Origin of the sequence: Methylibium sp. Root1272, assembly GCF_001425905.1 — a bacterium.
GTDB lineage: Bacteria > Pseudomonadota > Gammaproteobacteria > Burkholderiales > Burkholderiaceae_C > Methylibium.
This window is the reverse complement of record NZ_LMDY01000012.1, coordinates 23926-50781: the sequence shown is the minus strand read 5'-3', so window position 1 is coordinate 50781 and position 26856 is coordinate 23926. Positions and strand designations below refer to the sequence as shown.

The 26856-nt window shown below is 70.5% G+C and carries 23 protein-coding genes; 6 read left to right on the top strand and 17 right to left on the bottom strand.

The annotated features are described in order from the left end of the window. Positions 1-55: 55 nt before the first annotated feature. Positions 56-1081 (top strand): LysR family transcriptional regulator, encoded by a 1026-nt coding sequence (locus tag ASC67_RS06025; protein WP_056316486.1) that lies wholly within the window; start codon positions 56-58, stop codon positions 1079-1081. A gap of 132 nt (positions 1082-1213) precedes the next feature. Here ASC67_RS06025 and ASC67_RS06020 read toward each other — a convergent pair whose 3' ends face one another. From ASC67_RS06020 to glyA, 9 genes are all read right to left on the bottom strand, one after another. After that, on the bottom strand, positions 1214-2194 hold the full coding sequence (locus ASC67_RS06020; protein WP_056316483.1) for a CoA ester lyase: 981 nt from the start codon (positions 2192-2194) through the stop codon (positions 1214-1216). Between the two features lie 65 nt (positions 2195-2259). Next, positions 2260-5022, bottom strand: a complete 2763-nt coding sequence (locus ASC67_RS06015) for a phosphoenolpyruvate carboxylase (protein WP_056316479.1) — start codon at positions 5020-5022, stop codon at positions 2260-2262. Continuing rightward, complete coding sequence (sucD, locus tag ASC67_RS06010) at positions 5022-5912, bottom strand: succinate--CoA ligase subunit alpha (protein WP_056316475.1); 891 nt, start codon at positions 5910-5912, stop codon at positions 5022-5024. The genes ASC67_RS06015 and sucD overlap by 1 nt, the downstream gene beginning before the upstream one ends. Before the next feature lie 41 nt (positions 5913-5953). After that, a complete protein-coding gene (locus ASC67_RS06005; protein ID WP_056316472.1) occupies positions 5954-7123 on the bottom strand; it encodes a malate--CoA ligase subunit beta in 1170 nt (389 codons plus the stop codon). A 52-nt stretch (positions 7124-7175) separates the two neighbouring features. After that, positions 7176-7802 carry a methenyltetrahydrofolate cyclohydrolase gene (gene fchA / locus ASC67_RS06000; RefSeq protein ID WP_056316468.1) on the bottom strand — a complete coding sequence of 209 codons (627 nt, stop codon included), beginning with the start codon at positions 7800-7802 and terminating at the stop codon, positions 7176-7178. A 130-nt stretch (positions 7803-7932) separates the two neighbouring features. Continuing rightward, positions 7933-8793, bottom strand: coding sequence for an NADP-dependent methylenetetrahydromethanopterin/methylenetetrahydrofolate dehydrogenase (locus ASC67_RS05995; protein WP_056316464.1), 861 nt, complete (start codon positions 8791-8793; stop codon positions 7933-7935). A 10-nt stretch (positions 8794-8803) separates the two neighbouring features. Next, entirely contained in the window at positions 8804-9754 is a 951-nt protein-coding gene (locus ASC67_RS05990) for a D-2-hydroxyacid dehydrogenase (protein ID WP_056316461.1), read from the bottom strand. A gap of 162 nt (positions 9755-9916) precedes the next feature. Then, the gene (locus ASC67_RS05985) at positions 9917-11164 is read right to left on the bottom strand and encodes an aminotransferase class V-fold PLP-dependent enzyme (RefSeq protein ID WP_056316457.1); all 1248 of its coding nucleotides are present in this window, start codon (positions 11162-11164) and stop codon (positions 9917-9919) included. A gap of 66 nt (positions 11165-11230) precedes the next feature. Next, positions 11231-12496 carry a serine hydroxymethyltransferase gene (glyA, locus tag ASC67_RS05980; RefSeq protein WP_056316454.1) on the bottom strand — a complete coding sequence of 422 codons (1266 nt, stop codon included), beginning with the start codon at positions 12494-12496 and terminating at the stop codon, positions 11231-11233. Positions 12497-12737: 241 nt separating this feature from the next. Here glyA and ASC67_RS05975 point away from each other — a divergent pair, with 241 nt between their 5' ends. The 3 genes from ASC67_RS05975 to folC all read left to right on the top strand — a co-directional run bounded on the left by ASC67_RS05975 (position 12738) and on the right by folC (position 17129). After that, positions 12738-14000 (top strand): glycerate kinase, encoded by a 1263-nt coding sequence (locus tag ASC67_RS05975; protein ID WP_056316451.1) that lies wholly within the window; start codon positions 12738-12740, stop codon positions 13998-14000. A 68-nt stretch (positions 14001-14068) separates the two neighbouring features. Continuing rightward, positions 14069-15754, top strand: a complete 1686-nt coding sequence (locus ASC67_RS05970) for a formate--tetrahydrofolate ligase (RefSeq protein WP_056316448.1) — start codon at positions 14069-14071, stop codon at positions 15752-15754. Positions 15755-15782: 28 nt separating this feature from the next. Beyond that, entirely contained in the window at positions 15783-17129 is a 1347-nt protein-coding gene (gene folC, locus ASC67_RS05965; RefSeq protein ID WP_082535854.1) for a bifunctional tetrahydrofolate synthase/dihydrofolate synthase, read from the top strand. Between the two features lie 64 nt (positions 17130-17193). Here folC and ASC67_RS05960 read toward each other — a convergent pair whose 3' ends face one another. The 3 genes from ASC67_RS05960 to ASC67_RS05950 form a co-directional block, all read right to left on the bottom strand. Beyond that, complete coding sequence (locus ASC67_RS05960; RefSeq protein WP_056316446.1) at positions 17194-18645, bottom strand: PepSY domain-containing protein; 1452 nt, start codon at positions 18643-18645, stop codon at positions 17194-17196. Between the two features lie 7 nt (positions 18646-18652). After that, positions 18653-20719 carry a TonB-dependent receptor gene (locus ASC67_RS05955; RefSeq protein WP_235566238.1) on the bottom strand — a complete coding sequence of 689 codons (2067 nt, stop codon included), beginning with the start codon at positions 20717-20719 and terminating at the stop codon, positions 18653-18655. Between the two features lie 192 nt (positions 20720-20911). After that, positions 20912-21310, bottom strand: a complete 399-nt coding sequence (locus ASC67_RS05950; RefSeq protein WP_056318156.1) for a hypothetical protein — start codon at positions 21308-21310, stop codon at positions 20912-20914. Positions 21311-21507: 197 nt separating this feature from the next. Between ASC67_RS05950 and ASC67_RS05945 the strand changes: the two genes are divergently transcribed. Beyond that, entirely contained in the window at positions 21508-22404 is an 897-nt protein-coding gene (locus tag ASC67_RS05945) for a transglutaminase family protein (RefSeq protein WP_235566237.1), read from the top strand. Positions 22405-22452: 48 nt separating this feature from the next. After that, entirely contained in the window at positions 22453-23115 is a 663-nt protein-coding gene (locus ASC67_RS05940; RefSeq protein ID WP_082535853.1) for a DUF2238 domain-containing protein, read from the top strand. A gap of 166 nt (positions 23116-23281) precedes the next feature. On the opposite strand, the gene ASC67_RS05935 is transcribed toward ASC67_RS05940, so the two are convergent. The 5 genes from ASC67_RS05935 to ASC67_RS05915 all read right to left on the bottom strand — a co-directional run bounded on the left by ASC67_RS05935 (position 23282) and on the right by ASC67_RS05915 (position 26855). Next, complete coding sequence (locus ASC67_RS05935) at positions 23282-23734, bottom strand: hypothetical protein (RefSeq protein WP_056316438.1); 453 nt, start codon at positions 23732-23734, stop codon at positions 23282-23284. Between the two features lie 7 nt (positions 23735-23741). Further along, entirely contained in the window at positions 23742-24179 is a 438-nt protein-coding gene (locus ASC67_RS05930; RefSeq protein ID WP_056316434.1) for an OsmC family protein, read from the bottom strand. A gap of 134 nt (positions 24180-24313) precedes the next feature. Further along, complete coding sequence (locus ASC67_RS05925) at positions 24314-25243, bottom strand: VWA domain-containing protein (RefSeq protein ID WP_156466681.1); 930 nt, start codon at positions 25241-25243, stop codon at positions 24314-24316. Then, entirely contained in the window at positions 25240-25830 is a 591-nt protein-coding gene (locus ASC67_RS05920) for a hypothetical protein (RefSeq protein WP_056316431.1), read from the bottom strand. The genes ASC67_RS05925 and ASC67_RS05920 overlap by 4 nt, the downstream gene beginning before the upstream one ends. Continuing rightward, complete coding sequence (locus ASC67_RS05915) at positions 25827-26855, bottom strand: vWA domain-containing protein (RefSeq protein ID WP_056316428.1); 1029 nt, start codon at positions 26853-26855, stop codon at positions 25827-25829. Before ASC67_RS05915 ends, ASC67_RS05920 begins: the two co-directional genes overlap by 4 nt. Between the last annotated feature and the right edge of the window lies 1 nt (position 26856).

The window sequence follows — 26856 nt, the reverse complement described above, 5'->3', positions numbered from 1 at the left end:
AAAACACGAACGGCCCGGACCGATGGCGTAGGCTTCACTGTCGATCCGTCGTCCGATGAGCAACCCTCTCCGCAACGCCACCTTCCGCCAGCTCGCCGCCTTCAATGCGGTCGCGCGGCTCGGCAGCGTGTCGCGCGCCGCCGACGAGATGCACCTCACGCAGCCGGCGGTGTCGATCCAGCTCGGCATCCTGGAGGACGCAGCCGGCACGCCGCTGCTGCGACGCAGCGCGCGTGGCGTGAAGCTCACCGAGGCCGGCGAACTGCTGGCCGGCTATGCCAGCCGCATCCTCGACCTGTGGGGCGAGGCCGGCGACGCGATGGCCGCTCACTGCGGCGACATCGCCGGGCTGCTGCGCATCGGCGCGGTGACCACCGCCGAGTACCTGCTGCCGCCGCTGCTGCTGGAGTTCGTGCGCGAGCACCCGCAGGTGAAGGTGAAGCTGCAGATCGGCAACCGCGCCGACGTGGTGAATCAGCTCGCCGGACAGGACATCGACCTGGCGATCATGGGCCGCCCGCCGGCCGAGCTGAAGACCATCTCCGCGGCGTTCGCGAAGCACCCGATGGCCTTCGTCGCCGCGCCCTCGCACCCACTGATGACCACGCCCAAGCCCGGCCTCGCCGCGCTGAACCAGGCCAACCTGCTGGTGCGCGAGCGCGGTTCCGGCACGCGCACCACGGTCGAGCAGATGTTCAAGGACGCCGGCGTGTCGCTGACCATCGGCTCCGAGATGTCGAGCAACGAGGCGATCAAGCAGATGTGCGCGGCCGGTTTCGGCGTGGCCTTCCTGTCCTTGCACTCCTGCGTGCTGGAGCTCGAGACCGGCCTGCTGGCCATCCTGCCGATGCCGGACTGCCCGATCGAGCGCGACTGGCACGTGATGCACCTGGCCGGCCGGCCGGTGCCGGCCGCCGCCGCCGCCTTCGAGCAGTTCCTGCGCGTGCACGGCCAGGCGTGGATCCACTGGCGGCTGGAGCACATGCGGCGCAAGACTGCGGCGGCCGCCGCACCGGCCGTGACCGCCTCCGCAGAGCCGGCCGTCCCGGCGCGCAAGAAGGTGGTGCGCAGCGCGGCTTGAGACAGCCGGGCGCGCGTCGAGAGCCCTCACCCCGGCCCTCTCCCGCCAGCGGGAGAGGGAGGAACCCGCAGGTCTTGACAGCCCCCTCTCCCGCTGGCGGGAGAGGGTCGGGGTGAGGGTCCGCGCGCCGCCTCAGCCCTTTGCCGCGCTGATCGAGTCGGCCTTCGCGAGCAGCGCCTCGGCCATGCGGATGCTGGCGATGTCGATCAGTCGGCCGTCGAGCGAGACCGCGCCGCGGCCCTCCTTCGCGGCCTGCGCCATCGCCTCGAGGATGCGGCGTGCCTTGGTCACCTCGGCCTCGGACGGCGTGAACACACCGTTGGCCAGCTCGATCTGCGACGGGTGAATCGCCCACTTGCCCTCGTAGCCCAGCACCGCGGCACGGTTGGCGGCGGCCTTGTAGCCGTCCGGGTCGCCGAAGTCGCCGAACGGGCCGTCGATCGGTCGCAGGCCGTAGGCGCGGCAGGCCACCATCATGCGGGTCTGCGCGGCATGCCAGGGGTCGGTCCAGAACGCCTGGCGGTTCCCCTGCTCGTCCTTGTCGGTCAGCACCACCGAGTCCTTGTTGACGCCACCGATCACCGTGGTGCGGGCGCGCGTCGACGCGGCGTAGTCGGCCACGCCGAAGCTCATCGCCTCCAGCCGCTTGCTCGACTGCGCGATCGCCTCGACGTTGACCATGCCGAGTGCCGTCTCGATCAGCACCTCGAAGCCGATGCGCTTGCTGCGGCCCTTGGCGTTCTCGATCTGCGTGACCAGCATGTCGATCGCGTACACGTCGGCGGCGACGCCGGCCTTCGGGATCAGGATCATGTCGAGCCGCGGGCAGGCCTCGACGATATCGACGACGTCGCGGTACATGTAATGGGTGTCGAGGCCGTTGATGCGGATCATCATCGTCTTCGTGCCCCAGTCCACCTCGTTGAGGCCCTGGATGATGTTCTTGCGCGCCTGCGGCTTGTCGTCGGGCGCCACCGCGTCCTCGAGGTCGAGAAAGACGATGTCGGCGGCCGACGCGGCGGCCTTCTCGAACATCGCCGTGTTGGTGCCCGGCACGGCCAGCTCGGAGCGGTGCAGGCGCGGCGTGGCCTGGTCGATGATGGTGAAGCTCATGGCAGCAAGTCCTCGATGATGAAAAAAAGGGGAAATCGGAAAGCAGCGGCAGCACGCCCGGCCTGTCAGCCGGTGGCACCCAGGCCGGCGGCCGCGCAGTTGATCGACAGCAGGAAGGCGGTGCGCACGTCGTCGTCGCCGCCGTCGCGCAGCGCGCGCAGCAACTGCACCTGCTCGCGGCTGACCTGGTTCATGGTCTGCAGCCGGCGCGCAAGCCGGCGGCGCAGCTGCGGGAAGCGCTCGGCGACCTGCCCGCCGCCCGACACCTTCAGCACCATCTCGCAGGTGAGGCGGTACTCGCGCTCGATGGCCTGGAAGATCGGCTCGCGCACGGCCGGATCGGCCACCAGGCCGGCGAACTCGCGCGCGATGTCGAGGTCGACCGTCAGCAATGTCTTCTCCACCTCGTCGATCACGGTGCGGAACAGCCGGCCCTCGTGGAACATGCGCTGCAGCAGGTCGAGCCCGCGCGCCTTGCGCACCTCGACGAAGGCCGCCAGACCGCTGCCCAGGCCGTACCAGCCGGTCAGCATGTGGCGGTTCTGCGTCCACGCGAACACCCAGGGAATCGCGCGCAGGTCGGCCAGCGTGCGGGCCTGCGTGCGCCGTGCCGGCCGCGAGCCGATGTTGAGCATGGCCAGTTCCTCCAGCGGGCTGGAGCCCTGCAGGTAGGCGAGCAGGTGCTCCGACTCCATCAGCTGGCGGTAGGCCGTCCACGACACGCCGGAGATCGCCTCCATCGCCTCGTCGAACTCGTGCTTGGGCACCAGCGCCGCCTCACGCTCCGACAGCAGCACGTGCTGCAGCACCGACGACGTGAGCAGCTCGACCTGGTAGTGCGCCGTGCCGCGGTTGGCGTACTTGTACGACACCACCTCGCCCTGCTCGGTGCTGCGGAAGCCGCCACGGATCGAGCCCGCGGGCAGCGCCGCGATCGCGCGGCCGGTGGGCGCGCCGCCGCGGCTCACCGAACCGCCGCGGCCATGGAAGAAGGCGATCTTGACGCCGAGCTCCTCGCCCAGCCGCGTCATCGTCGCCTGCGCCTTGCTCAACTCCCAGTTGGCGGTGAAATAGCCGCCGTCCTTGTTGGAGTCGGAGTAGCCGATCATCACCTCCTGCACGTTGCCGTGCAGGCGCAGCGAGCGCTGCACCAGCGGCACCGCGAGCAGCTCCTTCAGGATGGCCGGGGCGCGCCGCAGGTCGGGAATGGTCTCGAGCAACGGCACCACCGGCAACGTGCAGCGCTCCACCGCCTGCGCGTCGTTGAACAGCCCGGCGTGCTTGGCCAGTAGGTAGACGCCCAGCACGTCGGTGGCGCTGTGGGTCATGCTGAGGATCAGCGTCCCGAAGGCCTCGCGGTCGACGCGGTCGCGCATCTCGGCGACCGTGCGGAAGGTGGCCAGCGTCTCCTGCGCCTCGGGCGTGAGGCCGGTGGTGGCGAGCGGCGCATCGCCGGCGCGGCGCGGCGCGGCCAGCTCGGTGAGCAGCCAGTCCTTCCAGTCGGCGCTGTCGCTGGGCGGCGGCTCGCTGTTGCGGGCGGCACGGTAGAGCTCGCCGAGCGTGGCGTTGATGCGGATCGTGTTCTCGCGGATGTCGAGCCGCACCGTCGCGAAGCGGAAGGTGCGCACCTCGCGCAGCAGCGGCGCGAGGAAGGTCTTCGCGAGCGGCTGGGCGCCGGTCTCGACCAGCGCACGGTGCATCAGCTCGATGTCGCCGATCAGTTGGTCGGCGTGTTCGTAGGGTGCGGCATCGCGTTCGGCGTCGGCCGGTTCGGGCTGCTCGCCGTTGCGCGCGATCGTCGCGTCGAGCCGCGCCAGCATGCCGGCGATGAACTGCCGGAACAACTCGCCGGGGTTGCGCGCGGCCACGCCGGCGCCGTCGGGCAGCGCGGCCAGCGCCGCGGCGACGGCGGTGCGGAAGTCCTCCGGCAACGCGGCGGCCCGCTCGCTGATGCTGAGGTTGCGTGCCAGGTCGGCCAGCCGGCTGCGGTAGCGGCGCAGGCTCGCCAGGCGCATCTGCCACAGCGTGTGGCGCGTGACCGTGCTGGTCACGAAGGGGTTGCCGTCGCGGTCGCCGCCGATCCACGAGCCGAAGCCGAACACCACCGGCAGCTCCAGCGTCTCGCCGGGGAACTGCTTCGCGAACGCGGCCTCGATGCGGCCGTAGAGTTGCGGCACGACGTCGAACAGGTTCTCGTCGAAGAAGTACAGGCCCCAGGCCACTTCCTGGTCGACCGTGGGCTTGTCGAGCTTCAGCTCGCCGGTGAGCCACAGCAGCTCGACCTCGTCGCTGATCGCGCGCGTCAGGTCCTCGCGCTCGCGGTTTGTCCAGCGCGGCGACTCCAGGTCGAACAGGCGCAGGTAGATGCGGCGGTGGCGTTCGAGCACCGTCACGCGCTTGGCCTCGGTCGGGTGCGCGGTGATGACCGGGCGGATGCGCAGGCTGCACAGCGCCTCGCGGATCTGCTTCGCATCGAGCCCGGCCTCGACGGCGGTGTGGAACACGTGCGCGAAGGTGCCGCGCACCTGCGCGTGGCCACGCTGGCGCTCGACCTCGCGACGGCGCCGCATGTCGCGGTTCTGCTCGGCGATCGCCAGCAGCTGGAACCAGATCGCCTGCGCCTGGATCGTGCGGGCCAGCAGGCGGGTGGACATGCGCTCCTGCGGCGCCTCGCCACGCAGCACACGCGCGACCTCGGGCTCGTAGCGCTCGATGACGCCGATCAGCGCCGCGCGCAGCAGCTCCGAGCGGGCCAGCGAGTCGGCGCGTTCGGCGCCGGCGGCCGACTCGTCGGGGTCCGCGAGGTCGGGGCGGGAACGTTCGCCCATCACTGCACGCGCGTCAACGCCTGCGCGACGGTCTTGCCCAGCTCGGCCGCGCTCGGCGACACCAGCAGGCCGTAGGAGCGCATGATCTCGGCCTTCTCGGCCGCCGTGTCGCCCACTGCGGAGATGATGGCGCCCGCATGGCCCATGCGGCGCCCCTTCGGCGCGGTGAGGCCGGCCACGTAGCCGACCACCGGCTTGCTCATGTGGGCCTTGACCCAGGCCGAGGCCTCGGCCTCCTGCGGGCCGCCGATCTCGCCGATCATGATGACGGCTTTGGTCTCCGGGTCTTGCTCGAAGCGCTCGAGGTGGTCGAGGAAGGAGCTGCCGTTGATCGGGTCGCCGCCGATGCCCACGCTGGTGGTCACGCCGATGCCCAGCGCCTTCATCTGCGCGGCAGCCTCGTAGCCCAGCGTGCCCGAACGCGACACGATGCCGACGTTGCCGCGCTGGTAGATGTTGCCCGGCATGATGCCCAGCATGGCCTTGCCGGCGCTGATGATGCCGGCGCAGTTGGGGCCGACGATGGTGGTGCGTTGGTCCTTCGCGTAGCGGCGCAGGTAGCGCTTGACGCGCATCATGTCCTGCGCAGGAATGCCATCGGTGATGATGCACACCAGCTTCAGGCCGGCGTCGGCCGCTTCCATCAGTGCGTCGGCGGCGAACGGCGGCGGCACGAACAGCAGGCTGGCCTCGGCGCCGGTGGCGTGCACCGCCTCCTTGACGGTGTTGAACACCGGCCGCTCCAGGTGGCGCTGGCCGCCCTTGCCGGGCGTCACGCCGCCGACCACGTTGGTGCCGTAGGCGATCATCTCCTTCGCGTGGAAGGTCGCCTTGTCGCCGGTGAAGCCCTGCACGATGACGGGGGTCTTCTCGTCGATCAGGATGCTCATGGGTGTCTCGCTTTCTAGTCGGTGAGGTTCGTCGGGCTCGATCAGGCCGGCACGTGATCGCGCGCGGCCTGCACGGCCTTCTGCGCGGCTTCGGCCAGCGAGTCGGCGGTGATGATGGGCAGGCCGCACTCGCGCACGATCTTCTGGCCCTCCTCCACGTTGGTGCCGGCCAGCCGCACGATCAGCGGCACGCGCAGGCCCTTTGCGGCCTGCACCACGCCCTGCGCCACCCAGTCGCAGCGGTTGATGCCGGCGAAGATGTTGACCAGGATCGCCTTGACGTTGCGGTCCGAGAGCACGAGGTTGAAGGCCTGCCCGACGCGCTCGGGCGAGGCCCCGCCACCGACGTCGAGGAAGTTCGCGGGCTCGCCGCCGGCGTACTTGATCATGTCCATCGTCGCCATCGCGAGACCGGCGCCGTTGATGATGCAGCCGATGTCGCCCTCTAGGCCCACGTAGTTCAGGCCGTGCTGGTTGGCGGTGGCCTCGCGCGGGTCCTCCTCGGCCACGTCGCGCATCTCGGCGATCTGGCGGCGGCGGAACAGCGCGTTGTCGTCGAAGCTCATCTTCGCGTCGAGCGCCAGCACGCGCTGGTCCTTGGTGACCACCAGGGGGTTGATCTCGACCATCGTCGCGTCGAGATCGCGGAAGGCGCGGTAGCAGCCCATGATGGCCGTGACCGCCTGGCTCACCTGCTTGATGTTGAGACCCAGGCCGAAGGCGATCTCTCGCGCCTGGAAGGGCTGCAGGCCGACCGCCGGCTCGACCTCGATCTGCAGGATCGACTCGGGCTTGTCGTGCGCGATCTCCTCGATCTCCATGCCGCCGTTGGCCGACGCGATGACGCGGATGCGCTCGATCTTGCGGTCCAGCACGAAGCCGAGGTAGAGCTCGCGCTCGAAGGGCTCGGCCTGCTCGACGTAGAGGCGGTTCACCACCTTGCCGGCCGGGCCGGTCTGGTTGGTCACCAGCGTCGCGCCGAGCATCGCCTTGGCGGCGGCGGCGACTTCCTGGTAGGTGCGGCACAGCTTCACGCCGCCGGCCTTGCCGCGGCCGCCGGAGTGGATCTGCGCCTTCACGGCCCAGTGCCAGCCGCCGAGTTCGGTGGCGGCATAGACGGCCTGGTCGGCGCTGTAGGCCACGCTGCCGCGCGGCACCGGCACGCCGAAGCCGGCGAGCAGTTCCTTGGCCTGGTATTCATGAATGTCCATCGTCGGTCTCCTGTGGGTTCTGTGGAATGCGGTGGTGCGGCGGTGCCCGGCCTCAGCCGAGCTTGCCCTTGACGGTGTCGTGCACGCGCTCGGAGAGCGGCCCGCACTCGGCGAGCAGGCCCTGCAGCTCGGTCAGCGCGCGGTCGGCCCAGGCGCGGTCCTTGATCTGCGGCGCGTTGATGTGCACGTTGAGCGCGGCGCTGCGCAGCGCGGCCCAGGCCGCGACCACGCCGACGCCGACGTCGCTGATGACATTGAGATTGCCGTGCGCGACGGCGCGCTCGGTCAGACGCACCGCCTCTGCGCAGGCGCGTGCGCAGGCCAGCGGCGCCTCGGTGGCGAGCTTCAGACCGACCTGGATGGCGGCGCTGCGCGCGGCCTTCTCGTCGTCGCTCGCCTTCGGCAGCTTGTAGGCGGCCATCAGCGTGTCGAAGGCCGCCACGTCCTCGGCCACCATGCCGGTCAGGCGGACGCGCAGCGCCTCCGACTCGGCCAGCAGCTCGCGCATCTCGGTCTCGACGGCCTCGTAGCCCTTCTTGCCGATGGTCAGGTTGGCCACCATCGATACCAGCGCAGCGCCCATCGCGCCCATGATCGCGGCGGCACTGCCGCCGCCGGGCGTGGCGTTGCCGCTGGCCAGTGCGTCGAGAAATTTGCTTGTCGTCAGATCGTCGATCACGTTCCTGTCTCCTTCACACACCCATCCGCATCTCACGACCCACCGAGTGGCCGCCGCGGGTCCGGCTCCGCCGGCCCGCCAGCGGCGCCCCCTGGGGGGAGCGGCGCAGCCGCAACGGGGGGGTCGTCATCTACCCCACCATGGTTTTCGCAATGGCGTAGATCTCCTCGCCATCGAGCACCAGGTCCTGCTGCTCGAACATCCTGGCGATGCAGGCGCGGTGCAGCGCGATCTTCAGTGCGCCGAAGCCGATGGCGCCGAACACCGTCTTGCCGTGGCGCTGTGCGCCCTTGTCCATCATGTCGATGCCCTCGATGCCCAGCGTGGGCGTGGCGTTGGCGTCCGACAGCAGCTCGAGCTGCGGGTGGTCCTTCCACGCGGCCTCGTCGAGCAGCGCGACACCGGCCGCGCCGGTGGCGAATACCAGGTTCGCGCCCTCGATGGCGCGCGCCCGGGCGGCGTTGTCGGCCGCCTCGATCGCGTCGACCTCGATCTTGAAGCGCTCGGCGATGGCTTGCGCCGCCGCCTGTGCCCGCGCCAGCGTGCGGCTGGTGATCGCCACGCGCGCGCCCTCCTTCGCCAGCATCACCGCAGCGCGCTGGCCCACCGGCCCGGTGCCGGCCAGCACCACGGCGCGCTTGCCGGCCAGCGAGCGGCCGTGCGCCAGCCAGGCCACGCCAGCCGCCGCGGTGGTGTTCGAGCCGTTGCTGTCGAGCATCACCGAGACGCGGAAGTTGGCGAAGAACTTCTTGCGCACCGCCTTGAACAGCGCCTCGCCGTCGGCCATGTTGGAGCCGCCGACGAAGATCGCGGTGTTCTTCTTGTCCTTCGGCGCGCGCGTGAAGATCGCGCCGTCGACGAGCCCGCCCACGTTGGCCGGCGTGATGCCGCCATAGGCCGTGACGTGATCGGCGCCGCCGTCGTAGGCGACGACGTTGTCGAACACCGCCGGGTGGGGGTCGGTGTCGAATTGGTACAGCAGTTTCTTCATCGCCGGCTCCTCAGGTCACCAGATGCTGCGGTTGGCCTTCGGCCCACCGATCGATGTTGTCGATGAGCTGGTCGGCCAGGAACTGCATCGCGCCGTCCGAGGCCCAGGCCACGTGCGGGGTGAGGATGAAGTTCGGGCGCCGCACGTCCAGCAGCGGGTGGCCGTTCTTCGGCGGCTCGGTGGTGAGCACGTCGAAGCCGGCGCCGGCGATCAGGCCTTCGTCCAGCGCCTGGATCAACGCTGCCTCGTCGACCAGTCCGCCGCGCGAGGTGTTGATCAGCAGCGCATTGCGCTTCATGCGGCGCATCTGCTCCAGCCCGATCAGGTTGCGCGTCGACGGCGTCAGCGGGCAGTGCATCGAGATCACGTCGCTCTCGGCGAGCACCTGCTCGAAGGGCGTGAACTCGACGCCCGGCATCTTCGGCGGCTCGTGGTCGGCGAAGATCACCTTCATGCCGAAGCCGCGCGCGATGGCCGCGGTGCCCTGCCCGATCGCGCCTTCGCCGATGATGCCCAGCGTGGCGCCGTGCAGGTCGCCGATGTCGTGTGTGAAGAAGCAGAACTGGTCCGACTTCTGCCACACGCCGGCTTCCACGTCCTGCCGGTAGGCCAGGATGTTGCGGCGCAGCGCCAGGATCAGCGCGAAGGCATGCTCCGGCACCGTGTGCACCGCGTAGTTGCGGATGTTGGCGACCGCGATGCCGTGCTCCTTGCAGTAGGGCACGTCGATTACGTCGTAGCCGGTGGCGGCCACCGCGATCATCTTCAGCTGCGGCAGCTGCTTCAGCGTCTCGGCCCGCAGCGGCACCTTGTTGGTGATCGCCACGGTCGCGCCCTGCAGCTTCGCCACCACCTCGTCGACCGAGGTCTTGGCGTGCTCCACATAGCGCTCGGCCTGCGCCGGCTTTCGGACCTTCGCCTTCAGCGATTCACGGTCCAGGAACACCACGGAATGGCTCATGTCAGTCTCCATCGTTCTTCATCACCACCCACTCACCCAACCACTGCCCAGCCGCGCGGCCGCCGCGGATCCGGCTCCGCCGGTCCGCCAGCGGCGCCCCCTCGAGGGGGAGCGCCGCTGGCGCAACGGGGGTGGGCGTCATCCACAACGGGGGTGGGCCAATCAATGCGCGCCTTCTGTCGACCCCATCGACTGCGAGGCATACACCACCTCGCTGCGGGCGACCTTCTTCTTGGGCACGTTGTCGTGGGTGCGGAAGTACTTCTGCGCTGCGGCCACGCCCGAGCCCGGCTCGATCTTGATGCCCACGTCGAGCATGGACATCTCGGCGCCGGCCAGCGCACCCAGCACCATCAGCTCGTTCAGGTCGCCCAGGTGGCCGATGCGGAACACCTTGCCGGCCACCTTGCTCAGGCCCGCGCCCAGCGACAGGTTGTAGCGGCGGAAGGCCACGTCGATCACGTGCGCGCCGTTGATGCCCTCGGGCACCACGATCGCCGACACGGTGTCGGAGTACCACTTCGGCTCCTTCGCGCACAGGCCGAGCTTCCAGCCGTCCAGCACCGCGGCACGCACGCCGGAGGCCAGGTAGGTGTGGCGCCAGAAGATGTTCTCCAGGCCCTCTTCCTTGATCATCGTCAGCGATTCGCGCAGACCGTAGAGCATCGGCAGCGCCGGCGTGTACGGGAAGTAGCCGGTGGCGTTGGCCTTGATCATGTCGCCGAAGTCGAAGAAGCAGCGCGGCGCCGTCGAGGACTCGCGCGCCTTCAGCGCCTTCTCGCTGGCGCACACGATGCCCAGGCCGGCCGGCAGCATCAGGCCCTTCTGCGAGCCGCTGACGCAGATGTCCACGCCCCACTCGTCCATGCGGAAGTCGATGCTGCCCAGCGAGCTGACCGCGTCGACCAGCAGCAGCGCCGGGTGCTTGGCGTCATCGAGGGCCTTGCGCACGCCGGCGATGTCGCTGGTCACGCCGGTGGCGGTCTCGTTGTGGGTGGCGATCACCGCCTTGATCTTGTGGCCCTTGTCTTTCGAGAGGATCTCGGCGTACTTCTCGACCGGCACGCCCTCGCCCCACTCGCACTCGACCGTCTCCACCTGGAAGCCCAGGCGCGTGATCATGTCGATCCAGAGGTGGCTGAACTGGCCGAAGCGCGAGGCCAGCACCAGGTCGCCGGGCGACAGCGTGTTGGTGAGCGCGGCTTCCCAGCCGCCGGTGCCGGTGGCGGGGAAGATGATCGGCGTGCCGGTGGTGGTCTTGAAGACCGCCTTCAGGTCCTCGAGCACGCTCTTGGTCAGGTCGGGGAACTTGGACGAGCGATGGTCTTCCATCGACACGACCATTGCGCGCTGCACACGCTCGGGCACGTTGGTGGGTCCGGGAACGAACAGGAAATTGCGGCCAGCCATGAGGGTCTCCTTGGTTGCTGTGATTCGGAATCGGTGGAAAGTCGAAGTGCGGGGGTGTGCGCGCGGTCAGAGGCCGTGGACGTCGGCGCCGTAGACCGGGAATCGCCGGCACAGCGCAGTGACCTCGGCGGCGACGCGCGCGATGACGGCATCGTTTTCGGGTGCCTCCAGCACGTCGGCCATCAGGTTCGCGATCGCGGTGGCTTCGGTCGTGCCGAAGCCGCGCGTCGTCATCGCCGGGGCGCCGATGCGGATGCCGCTGGTGACGAAGGGCTTCTCGGGGTCGTTGGGGATCGCGTTCTTGTTCACGGTCATGTGCGCGCGGCCGAGCACGGCCTCGGCGGCCTTGCCGGTGATCTTCTTGGCGCGCAGGTCGAGCAGGAACACGTGGCTCTCCGTACCGCCCGAGACGATGCGCAGGCCGCGCTCGGTGAGCGTCTTCGCCATCGCCTTGGCGTTGGACTTGACCTGCTGCTGGTAGGTCTTGAACGCCGGCGAGGCGGCCTCCTTGAAGGCCAGCGCCTTGGCGGCGATCACGTGCATCAGCGGGCCGCCCTGGATGCCGGGGAAGATCATCGAGTTGAGCGGCTTCTCGAACTCGGCGCTCGACAGGATCAGGCCGCCGCGCGGGCCGCGCAGCGTCTTGTGGGTGGTCGAGGTCACGAAGTGCGCGATGCCGACCGGGTTGGGGTATTCACCCGCGGCGATCAGCCCCGCGTAGTGCGCCATGTCGACCAGCAGGTAGGCGCCGTGGCGGTCGGCGATGTCGCGCAGGCGCTGCCAGTCGATCACCAGCGAGTAGGCCGACGCGCCGGCGACGATCATCTTCGGCTTGTGGGTCGCCGCCAGTTCGGCCACCTGGGCGTAGTCGATCGTCTCGGTCTCCGGCTCCAGGCCGTAGGACACCGCCTTGTAGAGCTTGCCGCTGAAGCTGACGCTCGCGCCGTGGGTCAGGTGGCCGCCGTGGGCCAGCGACATGCCCAGGATGGTGTCGCCGGGCTGCAGCATCGCCATGTAGACGGCGGCATTGGCCTGCGAGCCTGAATGTGGCTGCACGTTTGCATATTCGGCACCGAACAAGGCCTTCGCGCGGTCGATCGCCAGCTGCTCGGCGACGTCGACGTGCTCGCAGCCGCCGTAGTAGCGCTTTCCGGGATAACCCTCGGCGTACTTGTTCGTCAGCACCGAGCCCTGCACCCGCATCACGCTGGGGCTGACGTAGTTCTCGGAGGCGATCAGCTCGACGTGGTCTTCCTGGCGTTGCAGCTCGTTCTGCATCGCAGTCCACAGCTCGGGATCGGTATCGGCAATGCGCAGGGAAGGATCGAACACGGTGGGCTCCAGACGGGTTGATTCGGAGGTCCGTTGCGACTTTGGGGGCCGCTGCAGACCGTGAAGAAAGTCTAGGAGCGGGTGGTCGAAATGACTCATTAGTCTTTTTGGCCGACCGGCTCAGAAAGACCAATGACCGGCGCCGCACACCGCGCCTAACATCGTTCGCAACCCGTCCGGTGCGAAACCGGTCTGTTGAAATCGCTCCACCGCAACCACCGACCACCGGTCGCACAGAGACATGTCTTCCCAGGGTTCCGACCTGCTTCGCCGGATGTTCGATGCCGCGGTCGCGGCGGCCGCGCCCTCGCGCTGCCTGGGCGCCCATCTGCCTCCGCTGCCGCGCGGCCGCACGCTGGTGATCGGTGCCGGCAAGGCCGCCGCGTCGATGGCCCAGGCGCTGGAGGCGCAGTGGCCCGGTGAGCTGTCGGGCATGGTGGTCACGCGCTACGGCCACCGCGTTCCGACGCAGCGCATCGAGGTCGTCGAGGCCGCCCATCCGGTGCCCGACGCCGCTGGCCGCGCCGCCGCAGGCCGCATGCTGCAGAGGGTGCAGGGCCTGCACGAGGACGACCTGGTGATCTGCCTGATCTCTGGCGGCGGCTCGTCGCTGCTGGCGCTGCCGGCCGAGGGCCTGACGCTCGAGGACAAGCAGGCGGTGAACCGCGCGTTGCTGAAGTCGGGCGCCAACATCACCGAGATGAACTGCGTACGCAAGCACCTGTCGGCCATCAAGGGCGGCCGCCTCGCCGCCGCCTGCGCGCCGGCCCAGGTGCTGACGCTGACGATCTCCGACGTGCCGGGCGACGACCCCTCGGTGATCGCCTCCGGCCCGACGGTGGCCGATGCGACGACCTGCGCCGATGCGCTGGCGATCCTGGCCAAATATGCGATCACCGAGCCGAAAGCGGCGATCGACCACATCCGCCGCGGCCACGACGAGACGCCCAAGCCGGGCGATCCCCGCCTGGCCCGTGCCCGCCAGGTGATGGTGGCGACACCGCAGATGTCGCTCGAGGCCGCGGCCGGCGTGGCGCGCGCGGCCGGCATCCACCCGGTCATCCTGGGCAACGCCCTGGAGGGCGAGGCCCGCGAGATGGCGCTGGTACATGCCGGCATCGCACGCCAGGTGGCCGAGCACGGCCAGCCCGGCAAGACGCCCTGCGTGCTGCTGTCCGGCGGCGAAGGCACGGTCACCGTGCGTGGCCAGGGCCGCGGCGGGCGCAACGCCGAGTTCCTGCTGGCGCTGGCGGTGGCGCTCGACGGCCACCCGCGCATGCACGCGATCGCCTGCGACACCGACGGCATCGACGGCACCGAGGACAACGCCGGCGCCCTGCTCGCCCCCGAAACGCTGGCCCGCGCGCGTGCGCTGGGCCTGCATGCGCCGGCCTTCCTGGCCAACAACGACGGCTACAGCTACTTCTCGGCGCTCGGCGACCTGGTGATGACCGGCCCGACGATGACCAACGTGAACGACTTCCGCGCGATCCTGATCGAGTGACGCGACGACAGGCTCGCCTCCGCTTTCCTTCCATCCAACCCGCACAAGACGAGAGAGAGAGAGACAAGATGGCCTCCGACATCGAAATCGCCCAGAAAGCCACCCTCCAGCGCATCACCCAGGTGGCGAGCGACAAGCTCGGCATCGCCGACGAGCACCTGGAGCCCTACGGCCACTACAAGGCCAAGCTCTCGCTCGACTACGTCGATTCGCTGAAGGACCGCCCGAACGGCAAGCTGATCCTCGTCACCGCGATCAGCCCGACGCCGGCCGGCGAAGGCAAGACCACCACCACCGTGGGCCTGGGCGACGCGCTCAACCGCATCGGCAAGAAGGCGCTGGTCTGCCTGCGCGAGCCCTCGCTGGGCCCGGTGTTCGGCATGAAGGGCGGCGCGGCCGGCGGCGGCCATGCGCAGGTGGTGCCGATGGAGGACATCAACCTGCACTTCACCGGCGACTTCAACGCGATCCAGCTGGCCAACAACCTGCTGGCCGCGATGATCGACAACCACATCCACCACGGCAACGAGCTCGACATCGACGTGCGGCGCATCACCTGGAAGCGCGTGCTCGACATGAACGACCGCGCGCTGCGCGACATCACCTGCTCGCTCGGCGGCCCCGGCAACGGCTACCCGCGCGAGGACGGCTTCGACATCGTCGTGGCCTCGGAGGTGATGGCGATCTTCTGCCTCGCCACGTCGATCAAGGACCTGAAGGAGCGCCTGGGCAACATCGTCATCGGCTACACCCGCCAGCAGAAGCCGGTGACGGCGCGCGACCTGAAGGCGCATGGCGCGATGACCGTGCTGCTGAAGGACGCGCTCAAGCCCAACCTGGTGCAGACGCTGGAGAACAACCCGGCCATCCTGCACGGCGGCCCGTTCGCCAACATCGCCCACGGCTGCAACTCGGTGATCGCCACCCAGACCAGCCTGAAGCTGGCCGACTACGTGGTCACCGAGGCCGGCTTCGGCGCCGACCTTGGGGCCGAGAAGTTCATCGACATCAAGTGCCGCAAGTCGGGCCTGCGCCCGGACGCGGTGGTGCTGGTGGCCACCATCCGCGCGCTCAAGTTCCATGGCGGCGTCGACGTGAAGGAGCTCAACACCGAGAACCTCGATGCGCTGGAGAAGGGCATCGCCAACATCGAGCGCCACGTCGCCAACATCCGCGAGCACTACGGCCTGCCCTGCGTGGTGTCGATCAACAACTTCACCTTCGACACACCGGCCGAGCTGAAACTGCTGCAGGACCGCATGGCGAAGCACGAGGTGCCGGTGATCGTGGCGCGCCACTGGGCCGAGGGCGGCAAGGGCGCCGAGGACGTGGCGCGTGCGGTGGTCGAGATCGTCGAGAAGGGCCAGAGCGGCGCCGCGGGCTTCAAGTTCGTCTACGACGAGTCGCTGCCGCTGATGGACAAGATCACCGCGATCGCCACCAAGATCTACGGCGCGGCCAAGGTCAACGCCAGCGCCAAGGTGGCCGGCGAGATCAAGAAGCTGCAGGACGCCGGCTACGGCCACTACCCGGTGTGCGTGGCCAAGACCCAGTACTCGTTCTCGACCAACCCCAATGCGCGCGGCGCACCGTCGGGCCACACGATCGACATCCGCGAGGTGCGCCTGGCCGCCGGCGCCGAGTTCATCGTGATGATCTGCGGCGACGTGATGACGATGCCCGGCCTGCCCAAGGTGCCGTCGGCCGAGAAGATCGATCTCGGCGACGACGGCAAGGTCGTCGGCCTGTTCTGACCGGCCCCCACCGCCCGGAGCTACCGCCATGCTTGCCCCCCTGCGCGCCGACGCCGCGCCTGCACTGCGCGTGCGCCGCCCACGCCAGGACGCCGACCTCGCCGCCTGGCTGGCCCACGCCGATGCGCTGCACGCGCAGACCATCGACATGGGGCTGGAGCGCGTCGTCAAGGTGCGCGACGCGCTGGGCCTGAAGCCCGGCTTCCCGCTGATCACCGTGGCCGGCACCAACGGCAAGGGCTCGACCTGCGCGCTGCTCGCGTCGGTGCTGGGCGCCGCGGGCTACCGCGTCGGCGTCTACAGCTCGCCGCACCTGCTGCGCTACAACGAGCGCGTGCGCATCGACGGCGCGCCGGTCGGCGACGCGGCGCTGTGCGCGGCCTATGCGCGGGTCGAGGGCGCGCGCGGCCACACGCCGCTCACGCCCTTCGAGTTCGGCACGCTGGCGGCGATGTGCGTGTTCGCCGAGGCCGACCTCGACGCCGCGGTACTGGAGGTGGGGCTGGGCGGCCGGCTCGATGCGGTGAACGCCTTCGACGCCGACTGCGCCATCGTCACCAGCATCGGCATCGACCACGTCGACTACCTCGGCCCGACGCGCGAGAGCATCGCGGTCGAGAAATCCGGCGTGTTCCGCGCCGGCCGGCCGGCGATCTGCGCCGACCCCGAGCCGCCGGTCACGATCGCGCAGGAGGCCAAGCGCCTCGGCGCGCGGCTGCTGCAGAGCGGCCGCGACTACCGCGTGCGCCGCGACCCGGGCGACACCTGGACGCTGATCCGCCGCAGCGGCGAGCTCACGGGCCTGCCGTTGCCGGCGCTGGCCGGCGACGTGCAACTGCACAACGCCGGCGCCTGCCTGATGGCGCTGGAGACGCTGGCCCGCATCCTGCCGGTGGACGCCGCGCAGATCCACCGCGGCCTGCAGCAGGTGCAGCTGATCGGCCGCTTCCAGCGCTGGCGGCGCCAACCCGGTGCCCCCGAGGTGCTGCTCGACGTGGCGCACAACCCGCACGCCGCGCAGCGGCTGGCGGTGACGCTGGCCCAGCACCCGGTGCGCGGCCGCACGCTCGCGGTGTTCGCGATGCTGCGAGACAAGGACATCGCCGGCACCGCACAGGCGCTGCGCGACGGCGTCGACGCCTGGTTCGTCGCCGGCATCGCCGAGCGGCGCGGCGCCTCGGCCGCCGACATGGCCGCGGCACTGGACGCCGCGCAGGTGCAGCGCACGGTGCACCTGTGCGCGTCGCCGCTCGACGCCTACCGCGACGCGGTCGCCGCGGCCGGGCCGGACGACCGCGTGCTGGTGTGCGGCTCCTTCTCGACCGTGGCCGCGGTGCTGCGCGAGCTCGAGGCGGAGGCGACGGCGGGCGGGTGATGCCGCGTGGCGGTTCGGGCGTGCCCGCAGCGCCGCATCGAGGACATGAACCTCGCCGATCGACCTACAAGCCGTAGCGCATTCGCCAGCCCGTGGGCACGCAGGCATCGACGACCAGCGCGACGAGCATCGACGCCCCGAGCAGCGGATAGATCAGCCCGAGCAGCAGCGCAACCGCGATCGCGCCGGCGGCCGCTCGGTCGCCCGCCTTGCGCGGCGGTGCCGCCAGCCGGCCGCGCGGGCGGCGCTTCCACCACATCACCACGGCCGATGCCGCCAGGGCCACGATGGCCAGGCAGGCGGCCAGCATCACCAGCTGGTTGATCCAGCCGAACTGGCGCCCCGTGTGGAGGCTGATGCCCCATTCGGTCGCGCGGCCGACGATGCCGTAGTCGGCGTAGCGGATGTCGGCGAGCACGGCGCCCGAGTAGCGGTCGAGATGCACCACGCGCACGTCCCGGACGTCGTCCGGGAAGCGCATCGCGGTGTACGCGCCGCCCGGACCGTCGGGCAGGCGCACCGGCGTGCCGGCCGGCACACCCAGCTGCGCAAGGATCTGCAGCGCCGGGTCCAGCCCCAGCACCTCGGCCTGCGAGGCCTTCGCTGCAGACTCCGCCACCTGCGTCGCGAGCGCGTCGTGAGGCCCGCCGCCGTGCTCGCCGTGATGAGGTGCGCCGGGGTGGCGAGGCGGCTCCGACGAACGCGGCGGCGGCACCTGGCCCACGCCCCAGGGCACCGCCTGCAGGCCGGCCAGCGGCGGCAGCACGGACGGCGGTGCCGGGCCCCAAACGGACTTCGGCACGCCCAGGCCCCATTCGGCGCTCAGGCGGCCGAACTGCTGGCCCCAGAACGCCGACCACGGCATGCCCGTCACGGCCAGGAACACGATCGCGACGGCGGCGACGATCCCGGTCACCGCGTGCACATCGCGCCACCAGAGGCGCTGCGCCGGACGCTCGCGCACGGTGTAGACGCCGCCCGAGCGCCCGCGCGGCCACCACAGGAACACGCCGGACACGACGAGCACCAGCGCCCAGCCGGCCACGATCTCGATCCAGTGGTTGGCCACCGGACCGACGATCGCCAGCGAGTGGATGCGCTTGACGACCTCCATCAGCCGGCGGTCGTCGCGCAGCCTGCCCAGCACCCGGCCGTCGGCCGGGTCGAGGTAGACCGCGACCACGCCCTCGGCCGTGCGGACGCCCACCTCGGCGCTGCGGCCCGGCCGGGCCGGCGCGACATAGCGCACCGCGACGCCGGGTTCGGCCGCGAGGGCCTTTTCGACCAGTGCCGACGCCGCCAGCCCCGGCGCGGGCCCGGCCTCGACGACGCGCAGCCGTGCATAGAGCAACGACTCGATCGGGTCCTTGAACAGGTACAGCGCGCCGGTCGTCGCCAGCAACGCCAGGAAGGGCAGGCAGACCAGCCCGGCGTAGAAGTGCCAGCGCCAGACGCGCCGGTACAGCGCGGACTCGGAGGCCGCGACGGCGGCCGCTGCGGGGATCACGTCGCTCATGGCCGCCTCAGAACCTGAAGCGCGCACCGACGTACACCGAGCGTGGCTCACCGGGTGTGAGGATGGCCGCATCGGGCGCGGCCGCGTCCTGCACGCTGAACAGCGAGACGTAGTTCCGGTTCGCGAGGTTGCGGGCCTCGGCGTAGAGCTCCCAGTGATCGCGGGTCAGGCCGGCGCGCAGGCCCCACAGGGTGTAGCGGTCGACCGTGTAGGTGTTGGCGAAGTCCGCGTACCGGCGCCCCACGACATCGAAGGTCGGCCCGGCGAAGAAGCCGCTCGCATGGCGGTAGAGCAGTTCGCCGCGGACCGCATAGGTGGGCGCGGCGGGCAGCCGGTTGTTGCCGTAGCCCGCGTCGTCCTTGAAGCGGAAGTGGTTGACCGTGAGATTGACCAGCGGCTCGATGCGGTGGGCTCCGGCGTCGTCGACAGCCAGGCTGGCGCCCAGCAGGGCCTCGATGCCGGCGTGGACCGTGCCGTCGACGTTGGTCGACAGGCTGACGCCGGGCACCGGGGCGCGCGACAGGATCTCGTCGCGCAGTCGCGCGTAGTAGACGGCGACGTCCCAGTGCCATTGGCTGCGGCCCGCGTCGTGCGTGCCGCGCGTGCCGACTTCCAGCACCGTGCCCTTCATCGCATCCAGCGTCGACTGGTCGCCGCGCACGTCGTCCTCCAGCTCGTAGAGCGTGGGGGCTTCGTACAGGCGGCTCAGGTTGGCGAACAGCTGGACGGTCGGCGCCAGCTGGTGGATCAGGCCCACACGCGGGTTGATGCTGTGGTAGCCGGCCTCAGGATTGCGCAGCGCCCCACTGGACACCGTGACGTTGCGGATCTCGCGGCGGGACGACACGGCCTGCGCGCCGTAGACCGCGGTCCAGTCCGGCGCGAACTGCCAGCGGTCCATCACGAACAGCTCCAGGCTGTCGGCCCGGTTGTCGACCTGCGTCGACAGCGTCGCGGCGCCGCCGGGCTCGTATCCGTAGTTCCCGCCTTTCACGGTGGTGAGGCCCGCGTTCAGGCCGACCAGCAGGTCGTGCTCGCCGATGCGACGCTGGTAGCGCAGCGTGCCGCCGAGGTTGCGCTGCTCGGTGTCGATCAACAGGCTGAAGAACGGCGGCGCGTAGACGATCGGGTGGTCGAGCTGCTGCTCCTCGTACGACAGGCCGGCCGTGAGGCTGCTGTTCGCGTCGATGTCCCAGGTCGTCTTGTTGGCGAGGCGCCAGGTCTTCACGTTGTACTGGTAGTCGCCGGCCAGTGCGGCGGCCTGGGCCTGGCGCGGGTTCGCACGCCATTCGTCGCGTGTCAGTGCGCCCGGCAATTGCTGGTCGTTGTCGATCGCGGTGGCGTAGAAACGCGTCCTCACGGCATCGCCGAGCTGCCAGCCGGCATTGGCGTAGAGGCCGCTGCGCTCCTGGTGGTGGTGCTCGCGGTAGCCGTCGCTGCGCTTGCCTTCGGCGGTGACCAGCGCATCGAACGCGCCTGCCACCGCGCCCAGCGTGACCCGGGCCTGCCGCTGGCCGTGGCTGCCGCCGTTGAGCAGCAGCTCGTTCGGCGCACCGTCGCGCGCCGTGGGCGTGATGAAGTCGATCGCACCGCCGAGCGTGCTGGCGCCATAGGTGAGCGCGTTCGCGCCGCGCGCCACGATGGCGTAGCGCGCCGACAGCGGGTCGACATCGCGGTTGTGGTTGTTGCCGTCGGCGGCGGTCACCGGCAGGCCGTCCTGCAGCAGCTTGATGCCGTTGCCGTCGTAGTTGGTGGCGTCGAGGTTGGAGCCGCGGCTGGAGAGGAAGGACGAGTCACCCGTCGAGCCGTTCGCGGCCCACACGCCGGGCACGTAGCGCAGCATGTCGGCCAGGCTGGTGACGTTGCGCTGGCGCAGGGTTTCGCCGTCGACCAGCGTCACGCCGCCGGGCGTGACGGCCTGCTCCGCCGTCAGCGCTTGCCTGACCTGATCGGGTACTCGCTCGGCGGTGATGACGATGGGCGGCAGTTGCGCCTCTTGCGGGCTCTGGGCCTGCGCGATCGCGCACGGGCCGAGGACGAGCGCGGACAGGACCGCAGGTGATCTTGAAAGCATGGTGAGAAGTTCCGGAAGCTGAGTCGGCGCTGCCGCCGGCCGGGCCGGCGTCGGGCGCGCGTCGTTCGACACGCCGTCGCCGCGCCCTGGGCGGGCCGCAGCGCGAACCGATGCGCACGGAAGCACCGTGTCGATCGGAATGGCGTGGGAGCGTGCGGGGCGACGTCGGAGGCAGCCCGACGCGCCGGTGTCTCAGGCGTGCGCCGGAGGGCCGTGCGAAGGGGGCGTCAGCGCCTGTTCACGCGTGCGCGGCGCGAGGCGCTGGCGCGTCGGCGCGGGCTCGATACCGGCCGCGCGCAGCGCCACCGTGTTCGCGACGGGAGTCGTCGGTGGCGCGGTCCCGGTCGCGCAAAGCTGCGCGCACGAGAGGTGATCGGGATGCAGCCCCTCCAGCCCGAGCCCCTCGCGGATCTCGGCGGGCAACTCGGCCGCGATCGCGAGTGCGCCGGAAGGATCGCCGCACCACCCCAGCAGCTGGGCGCGAGGCGAGGACATGATCGCCGCGTGCGCCACCGGCAGGCAGAGCTGCGCGAACCAGGCCAGCAGGACCAGGACGAGAGCGGAGCGCAGACGGACGGCGGAGGTACGCATGGACCACGGAATTGTAGTGTCCGCATCCAGCGCCGCGACGTCGCGAACCCGGGCCCGCGAACGGACGATGCGACCCGGCTCGATCGCATCGCCACCGGGCCGGCACATGCGCCATCTCGGTGCTGCGGCAGCGTCCTACGTGGCCGCGGCAACGCGTCCGATGGTTCTGAAGGCCACACGAGGATGAAATCACGGCCATGTCTTCCTCGTCGACCACCATGCCGCTTTCCGCCCTCCTCAAGCCGTTTCGGCTCTCCTCGCGGCGCGGCGTCGAGCGCGCCTTCCGGGTCGACTGCGAGCTGACCTACGAGGTCGATGCGCCGTCCGACTTCGTGTTCCTGGTGCACGCGCTGAAGGATGCCGAGCAGCACATCGTCGGCGAATCGATCGACTTCCACAGCGACGCCGCCTTCCACGTCTTCGCCGACCCCACGCAGGGACACCGCTTCACGCGCGTGCACGTCGAGGCCGGGCGCTTCACACTGCTGTACCGGGCGCTGGTGAAGAAGCGGCCGTTCACGCGCGATCTGCATGCGCCCGAGCACCCGATCCACGAGCTGCCCGACCACGTGCTGCACAACCTGGCGCCCACGCGCTACTGCGAGTCCGACCTGCTGGGCCGCACCGCCTACAAGCTGTTCGGCCACCTGAGGCCCGGTCATGCGCGCGTGCAGGCGATCGCCGACTGGATCCACGACAACGTCGATTACACGGTCGGCTCGACCGGGCCGACCACCACGGCGCGCGAGGTGTTCGTGCAGAGAGCCGGTGTGTGCCGCGACTTCGCGCACCTCGGCGTCACCTTCTGTCGTGCGCTCAACATCCCGGCGCGGCTGGCCGTGGGCTATGCGCGTTTCGACGATCCGCCACCCGATTTTCACGCGGTGTTCGAGGCCTGGCTGGGCGGGCGTTGGGTGCTGTTCGACGCGACCCGGATGTCGCCGGTGGACGAACTGATCCGCATCGCCAGCGGCCGCGACGCCAAGGACGTGGCCTTCGCCACGCTGTTCGGCCCGGCCCGCATGCTGAGCATGAACCCGACGATCGAGGCCATCGGCCCGCAGCAACTGGAGCTCGCCGCCTCGGGCGCCTGATCGCCCGCGCGTCGCCGCGAACGCCCGTTCCTCTGGCAGCATCGGCGCATGTCGCCGAACGCCGCCAGTCTGTCGCTCAAGGGTCTTTGGATCTACACCGTCGCCATGATGGTGCTGCTGATCTGGTCGGGCATCGCGCCCTACGAGCGGAGCACCTGGTTGATGGAGGTGGCGCCGGTGCTGATCGCACTGCCGCTGCTGCTGGCCACGCACCGGCGCTTCCCGCTCACGCCACTGCTCTACGGCCTGATCGCGCTGCACATGGCGGTGCTGATCCTCGGCGGCCACTACACCTACGCGCGCGTGCCGCTGGGCCACTGGATGCAGCAATGGTTCGGCTTCGAGCGCAACCACTACGACCGCATCGGCCACCTGATGCAGGGCTTCGTGCCGGCGATCGTCGCGCGCGAACTGCTGCTTCGGCTCACGCCGCTGGCGCGGCCCGAGATGCGCGGCGGCTGGCTGTTCACGCTGGTCACCGCCGTCTGCCTGGCGATCAGCGCGCTCTACGAGCTGATCGAGTGGGGCGCGGCGGAGGCGCTGGGGGGCGGTGCCGATGAATTCCTCGGCACCCAGGGGGATCCCTTCGACACCCAGAAGGACATGTTCTGCGCCTGGCTCGGCGCCATGGCGGCGCAGTGGCTGCTGGCGCGCTGGCACGACCGGCAGTTGCACGCACTCACGGGGGGGTCGGATCGGGGAAATCGTTAGTCACTGGGCCGCAGCCCCCTCACTTCGGGAGGCTTTCCCGGCCCGCAAGCCGCAGCCAGCCACTAGGATGAATCCATTCCTCTGGACGCCAATCCACCAGGAATGATCATCGTCAATTGCCCGGTGTGGCGAAAGCCGCACCGGGCTTCTTTTTGAGACGATGAATTCAGGGCGGCGTCGGGCGCGCACTGCCTTGCGTCGCCACGCGGCGGCGGCATTCGGCCACCGCAGCCTTGCCGGCGAGTCGATCGCAACTCGCCATCGATTCACCCCGCGGTTCGGCGCCTGCCGCAGGCCGTGCGGGCGGTGGCGGCGCCTCCGGCGCGGACGCCGGCGGAACGGGCGGCGCCGTTGGCCTGCCGAGCGGCACACTGATCTGCGGATCGCCCGGGTGCGTGGGCGGGAGGGTCTGCAGGGGACCGGCCGACGCGGCCGGCGGAGGCGGCGTCAGGGCCTTCGGCGGCGGGCGCTGTACCGATTGCGCGGCCGGCGGCCCGGGCGGTGCCGGGGTGTCCATCTGCGCGGCAGCCAGCGTGCAGGCCAGCGTTCCCAGCCAGCCGGCCACGAGTCGGTGCCACGATCCCGATGTGTTCATCCGAAGCTCCTCGGTGAAGGTCACAGCCGCCTCAATGGCGCAGCGTCGCCACGAGCGTGATGCTCGGGACACTGGCCAGGGCCTTGGACAACGGGCAGTTCTCCTTCGCACTCTGCGCCAGTTGCTGGAACGTCGCCTCGTCGAGGCCGGGCACGGCGGCGTCGAGCTGCAGCGCGATGCGGTCGATGACGAAGCCCTCGCCCTGTTTGGCCAGGCGCACGGCGGCTCGGGTGTCGACCGCCGTGGTCGCGAAGCCGGCCTTGTCGCAGGCGAATGAGAACGCCATCGTGAAGCAGGCCGCGTGAGCCGCACCGAGCAGCTCTTCCGGGTTGCTGCCGCGGCGGTCGTCCTCGAAGCGGCTGCCGAAGCCATAGGGGTAGGCCTGCAACGCGCCGGTCTCGGTGCTGACCTGACCCTGGCCTTCCTTGCCCCGGCCTTCCCAATGGACGCTGGCGTTCTTCTCGATCATGGCAACGACTCCTGCTGAGTGATGGGGCAGCGGTCGCCGGGACGATGGTGCGTCCGGGGCTCGCTGATTTCAGTATGGGCAGCGGCGCACCGCCGCGCGATGGGACGGCGCCGCGACGCGCTGCGGGCCGCGTCCTACAGCGGCGCGCTGCGGCGCGGCCGCCGGTCCGGCAGGAAGCGCCACGCCAGCAGCGCCAGCGCCAGCGCGGCCGGCAGCCAGCGCAGGTCGGTCGGCACCGGCTCGGGCTGCGCGAAGCCGGGGTCGCGCATCGCCTGGCCCAGCACGTCGGGTGCGGCCAGGCGCCGGTAGCCGAAGCCCATCAGCTTGGCGAGCGACTGCAGGTGCGGCTCGCGCAGCTCCGACAGATGCTCGTGGCTCTGCGCCGCCTGCGCGCCGCTGCGCTGCACCACGTCGGTCGCGGCCCAGTAGCCGGCCGGGTTGCCGTCGCGGTCGGTGCGCGGGATGCGCGCCGGCAGGTCGCCGCCCACGCCGATCAGCCAGCCGCCCACCTCGCCGGGCGAGATGTCCTGGATCGGCGGCAGCTCGGCGCCGTCGCGCAGCGGCGGCGACTCCTGGCCGTCGGTGACGAACACCACCCGCGTGTTCGGATCGATCGCGCGTGCGGTGCGGATGGTCCAGCTCATGCCCTTGCCGATGTTGCTGGCATTGGCCCAGCGCATGCGGCCGTCGATGCGGTCCAGCGAGGCGAGCAGCTCCTCGTAGTGACTGCACACCTCGACCGGCAGCAGCAGCGGCATCACGCGGTAGTCGGCGAACACGGCCCAGCCGATCTTCGAGCCGCAGGGCATCTCGCGCAGCGCGTCGCGCATCGCCGAGCGTGCGTAGGCCAGGCGGCTCAGGCTGGCGCCGTCGCGCTCCACGTCCTCCACATTCATGCTCTGCGTGATGTCGAAGGTGACCAGGTAGTGGAAGGTGGTCCGCTGCAGCATGAAGGGCGGCAACGCCACCGCGGCCACCAGCAGCAGCAACGCGAGCGTGAGCGCGAGGTCGGCGCGCCGGCCATGGCGGACCAGCCAGCGGCCGACCCGCATGAAGCGGTTCAAGGCAGGTCCCCCGGGTCCATGCCACGCAGTTGCACGCGGCGGCGCTCGACCGGCACGTTCGGGTCCTCGACGTAGGCTTCCTGCTCTTCCGGCGCGAGGCGCAGTGCGCGCTCGAGGTTGTAGCGCGCGTCCCAGTCGCCGGGGTCGGCGCGCAGCAGGTCGCGGTAGCGCTGCTTGGCCAGTTCGATCAGCGGCGCGGACTCGGCCGACGGCGCGGCCGTGGCGCCGCCGGGCGACGCCGCGAGCGCCTGGCGCAGGTACATGTTGCCGAGGTTGAACTGCGCCTGGCGGCCGATGGCATCGAGCGCGCCGGGTTGGATCAGCCCGCTGTAGCTCTTGAAGGCCGCGTCGTGGGCGCCGGCCTGGGCCAGCGCGATCGCGCGCGCCAGCCGCACCTCGCGCGGCGCGTCGCGCGACGCCGGAGCGTCCTTCTTCTCCGCGTCCTTCTCTGCGGGCCGCCGTGCGGCCGCGGCCACCGCCTCGTTGAGCGCCACCACCTGCCGCCAGTGCAGCCCCTGCCAGAGCAGCACGCCGGCGCAGACCGCCGCCGCCACCGCGAACACGCCATGCACCGACAGCCTTCTCATGACGCGCTCCGTCCGTCGCGCCGCGTCGGCGCCCAACTCGGCAACTGCACGGCCCGGCAGGCCAGCAGTCCCAGGCAGCACAACAGCGCCACCCCGTAGCAGGCGGCGCTGAAATCGCGCCGCGGCACCCGCTCCACCACCGACAGCGGAAAGTTCTGCAGGCGGTCGATCTCGGCCATCGCCGCCGCCATCGCGCTGGCGTCGTCGGTCTGGAACAGTCGGTAGGGCGTGGGCAGCGCGCGGAAGAAGGTGTGCAGCGCCAACTCTTCCACCGAGTCGAGGCTGCCGACCGCGTCGGTCGTCAGGTCGGGCGAGTTGGGGCTGCTGCGGATGTAGATCCAGTACAGGCCGATCTTCTGCCGCACCAGCCCGGCCTCGATGCGCTGGCGCGTGGTCTCGTCGAGCTGCGCACCACCATCGGAGACGACCAGGATCACGCGGCTGCCGGCGTAAGGCCGGCCTTCGAACTCGCCGATCGCCGCCAGCAGCGCGCTGCCCATGTGCGTGTCGGGCAGGCCGCGGCCCACGCCGGTGGCGGCCAGGCCGGCCTGGACCACGTCGCCCTGCTGCGTGAACGGCACGATGCGCATCGGGCTGGTGCTGAAGGCCATGAACGCGAAGCGGTCGTCGGGCCGCTTGGCGACGAACTCGCTCAGCAGCTCGCGCACCACCTGGCTCTTGGTCGGCATGCTGGCGTTGAACTGGCCGCCGGCCTTGACGTCCTTGGGCACCACGTTGGCGTCCATGCTGCTGCTGCGGTCCATCAGGATCAGGATCTCGGCGCCGCGCCCGGTGCGCAGCACCTGCGCACCCGACTGTCCGGGCCCGGCCAGGCCGATCACCACCGCGGCCATCGCCGCGACCGCGAAGGCGCGCCACAGGAAGCCGGCGATGCGGCCGATGCGGTCGACCGGCAGCCAGGCGATGGCCGAATAGACCAGCGTGTCGCTGCGGCGGCGCAGCAGCGGCAGCGCCGCCAACGGAAGCAGCAGCAGGAGCAGCGGCTGGACGAAGTCGAGGCTCATG

Coding starts and splice junctions, on each gene's coding strand:
- ASC67_RS05915 (WP_056316428.1), bottom strand. CDS start 26,855: ATGAGCCTCGACTTCGTCCAGCCGCTGCTCCTGCTGCTGCTTCCGTTG.
- ASC67_RS05950 (WP_056318156.1), bottom strand. CDS start 21,310: ATGCGTACCTCCGCCGTCCGTCTGCGCTCCGCTCTCGTCCTGGTCCTG.
- ASC67_RS05975 (WP_056316451.1), top strand. CDS start 12,738: ATGTCTTCCCAGGGTTCCGACCTGCTTCGCCGGATGTTCGATGCCGCG.
- ASC67_RS06005 (WP_056316472.1), bottom strand. CDS start 7,123: ATGGACATTCATGAATACCAGGCCAAGGAACTGCTCGCCGGCTTCGGC.
- ASC67_RS06025 (WP_056316486.1), top strand. CDS start 56: ATGAGCAACCCTCTCCGCAACGCCACCTTCCGCCAGCTCGCCGCCTTC.
- ASC67_RS05940 (WP_082535853.1), top strand. CDS start 22,453: ATGTCGCCGAACGCCGCCAGTCTGTCGCTCAAGGGTCTTTGGATCTAC.
- ASC67_RS05970 (WP_056316448.1), top strand. CDS start 14,069: ATGGCCTCCGACATCGAAATCGCCCAGAAAGCCACCCTCCAGCGCATC.
- ASC67_RS05955 (WP_235566238.1), bottom strand. CDS start 20,719: ATGCTTTCAAGATCACCTGCGGTCCTGTCCGCGCTCGTCCTCGGCCCG.
- ASC67_RS05990 (WP_056316461.1), bottom strand. CDS start 9,754: ATGAGCCATTCCGTGGTGTTCCTGGACCGTGAATCGCTGAAGGCGAAG.
- ASC67_RS05960 (WP_056316446.1), bottom strand. CDS start 18,645: ATGAGCGACGTGATCCCCGCAGCGGCCGCCGTCGCGGCCTCCGAGTCC.
- ASC67_RS05995 (WP_056316464.1), bottom strand. CDS start 8,793: ATGAAGAAACTGCTGTACCAATTCGACACCGACCCCCACCCGGCGGTG.
- sucD (WP_056316475.1), bottom strand. CDS start 5,912: ATGAGCATCCTGATCGACGAGAAGACCCCCGTCATCGTGCAGGGCTTC.
- ASC67_RS06020 (WP_056316483.1), bottom strand. CDS start 2,194: ATGAGCTTCACCATCATCGACCAGGCCACGCCGCGCCTGCACCGCTCC.
- ASC67_RS06015 (WP_056316479.1), bottom strand. CDS start 5,022: ATGGGCGAACGTTCCCGCCCCGACCTCGCGGACCCCGACGAGTCGGCC.
- ASC67_RS05985 (WP_056316457.1), bottom strand. CDS start 11,164: ATGGCTGGCCGCAATTTCCTGTTCGTTCCCGGACCCACCAACGTGCCC.
- folC (WP_082535854.1), top strand. CDS start 15,783: ATGCTTGCCCCCCTGCGCGCCGACGCCGCGCCTGCACTGCGCGTGCGC.
- ASC67_RS05930 (WP_056316434.1), bottom strand. CDS start 24,179: ATGATCGAGAAGAACGCCAGCGTCCATTGGGAAGGCCGGGGCAAGGAA.
- ASC67_RS05920 (WP_056316431.1), bottom strand. CDS start 25,830: ATGAGAAGGCTGTCGGTGCATGGCGTGTTCGCGGTGGCGGCGGCGGTC.
- ASC67_RS05945 (WP_235566237.1), top strand. CDS start 21,508: ATGTCTTCCTCGTCGACCACCATGCCGCTTTCCGCCCTCCTCAAGCCG.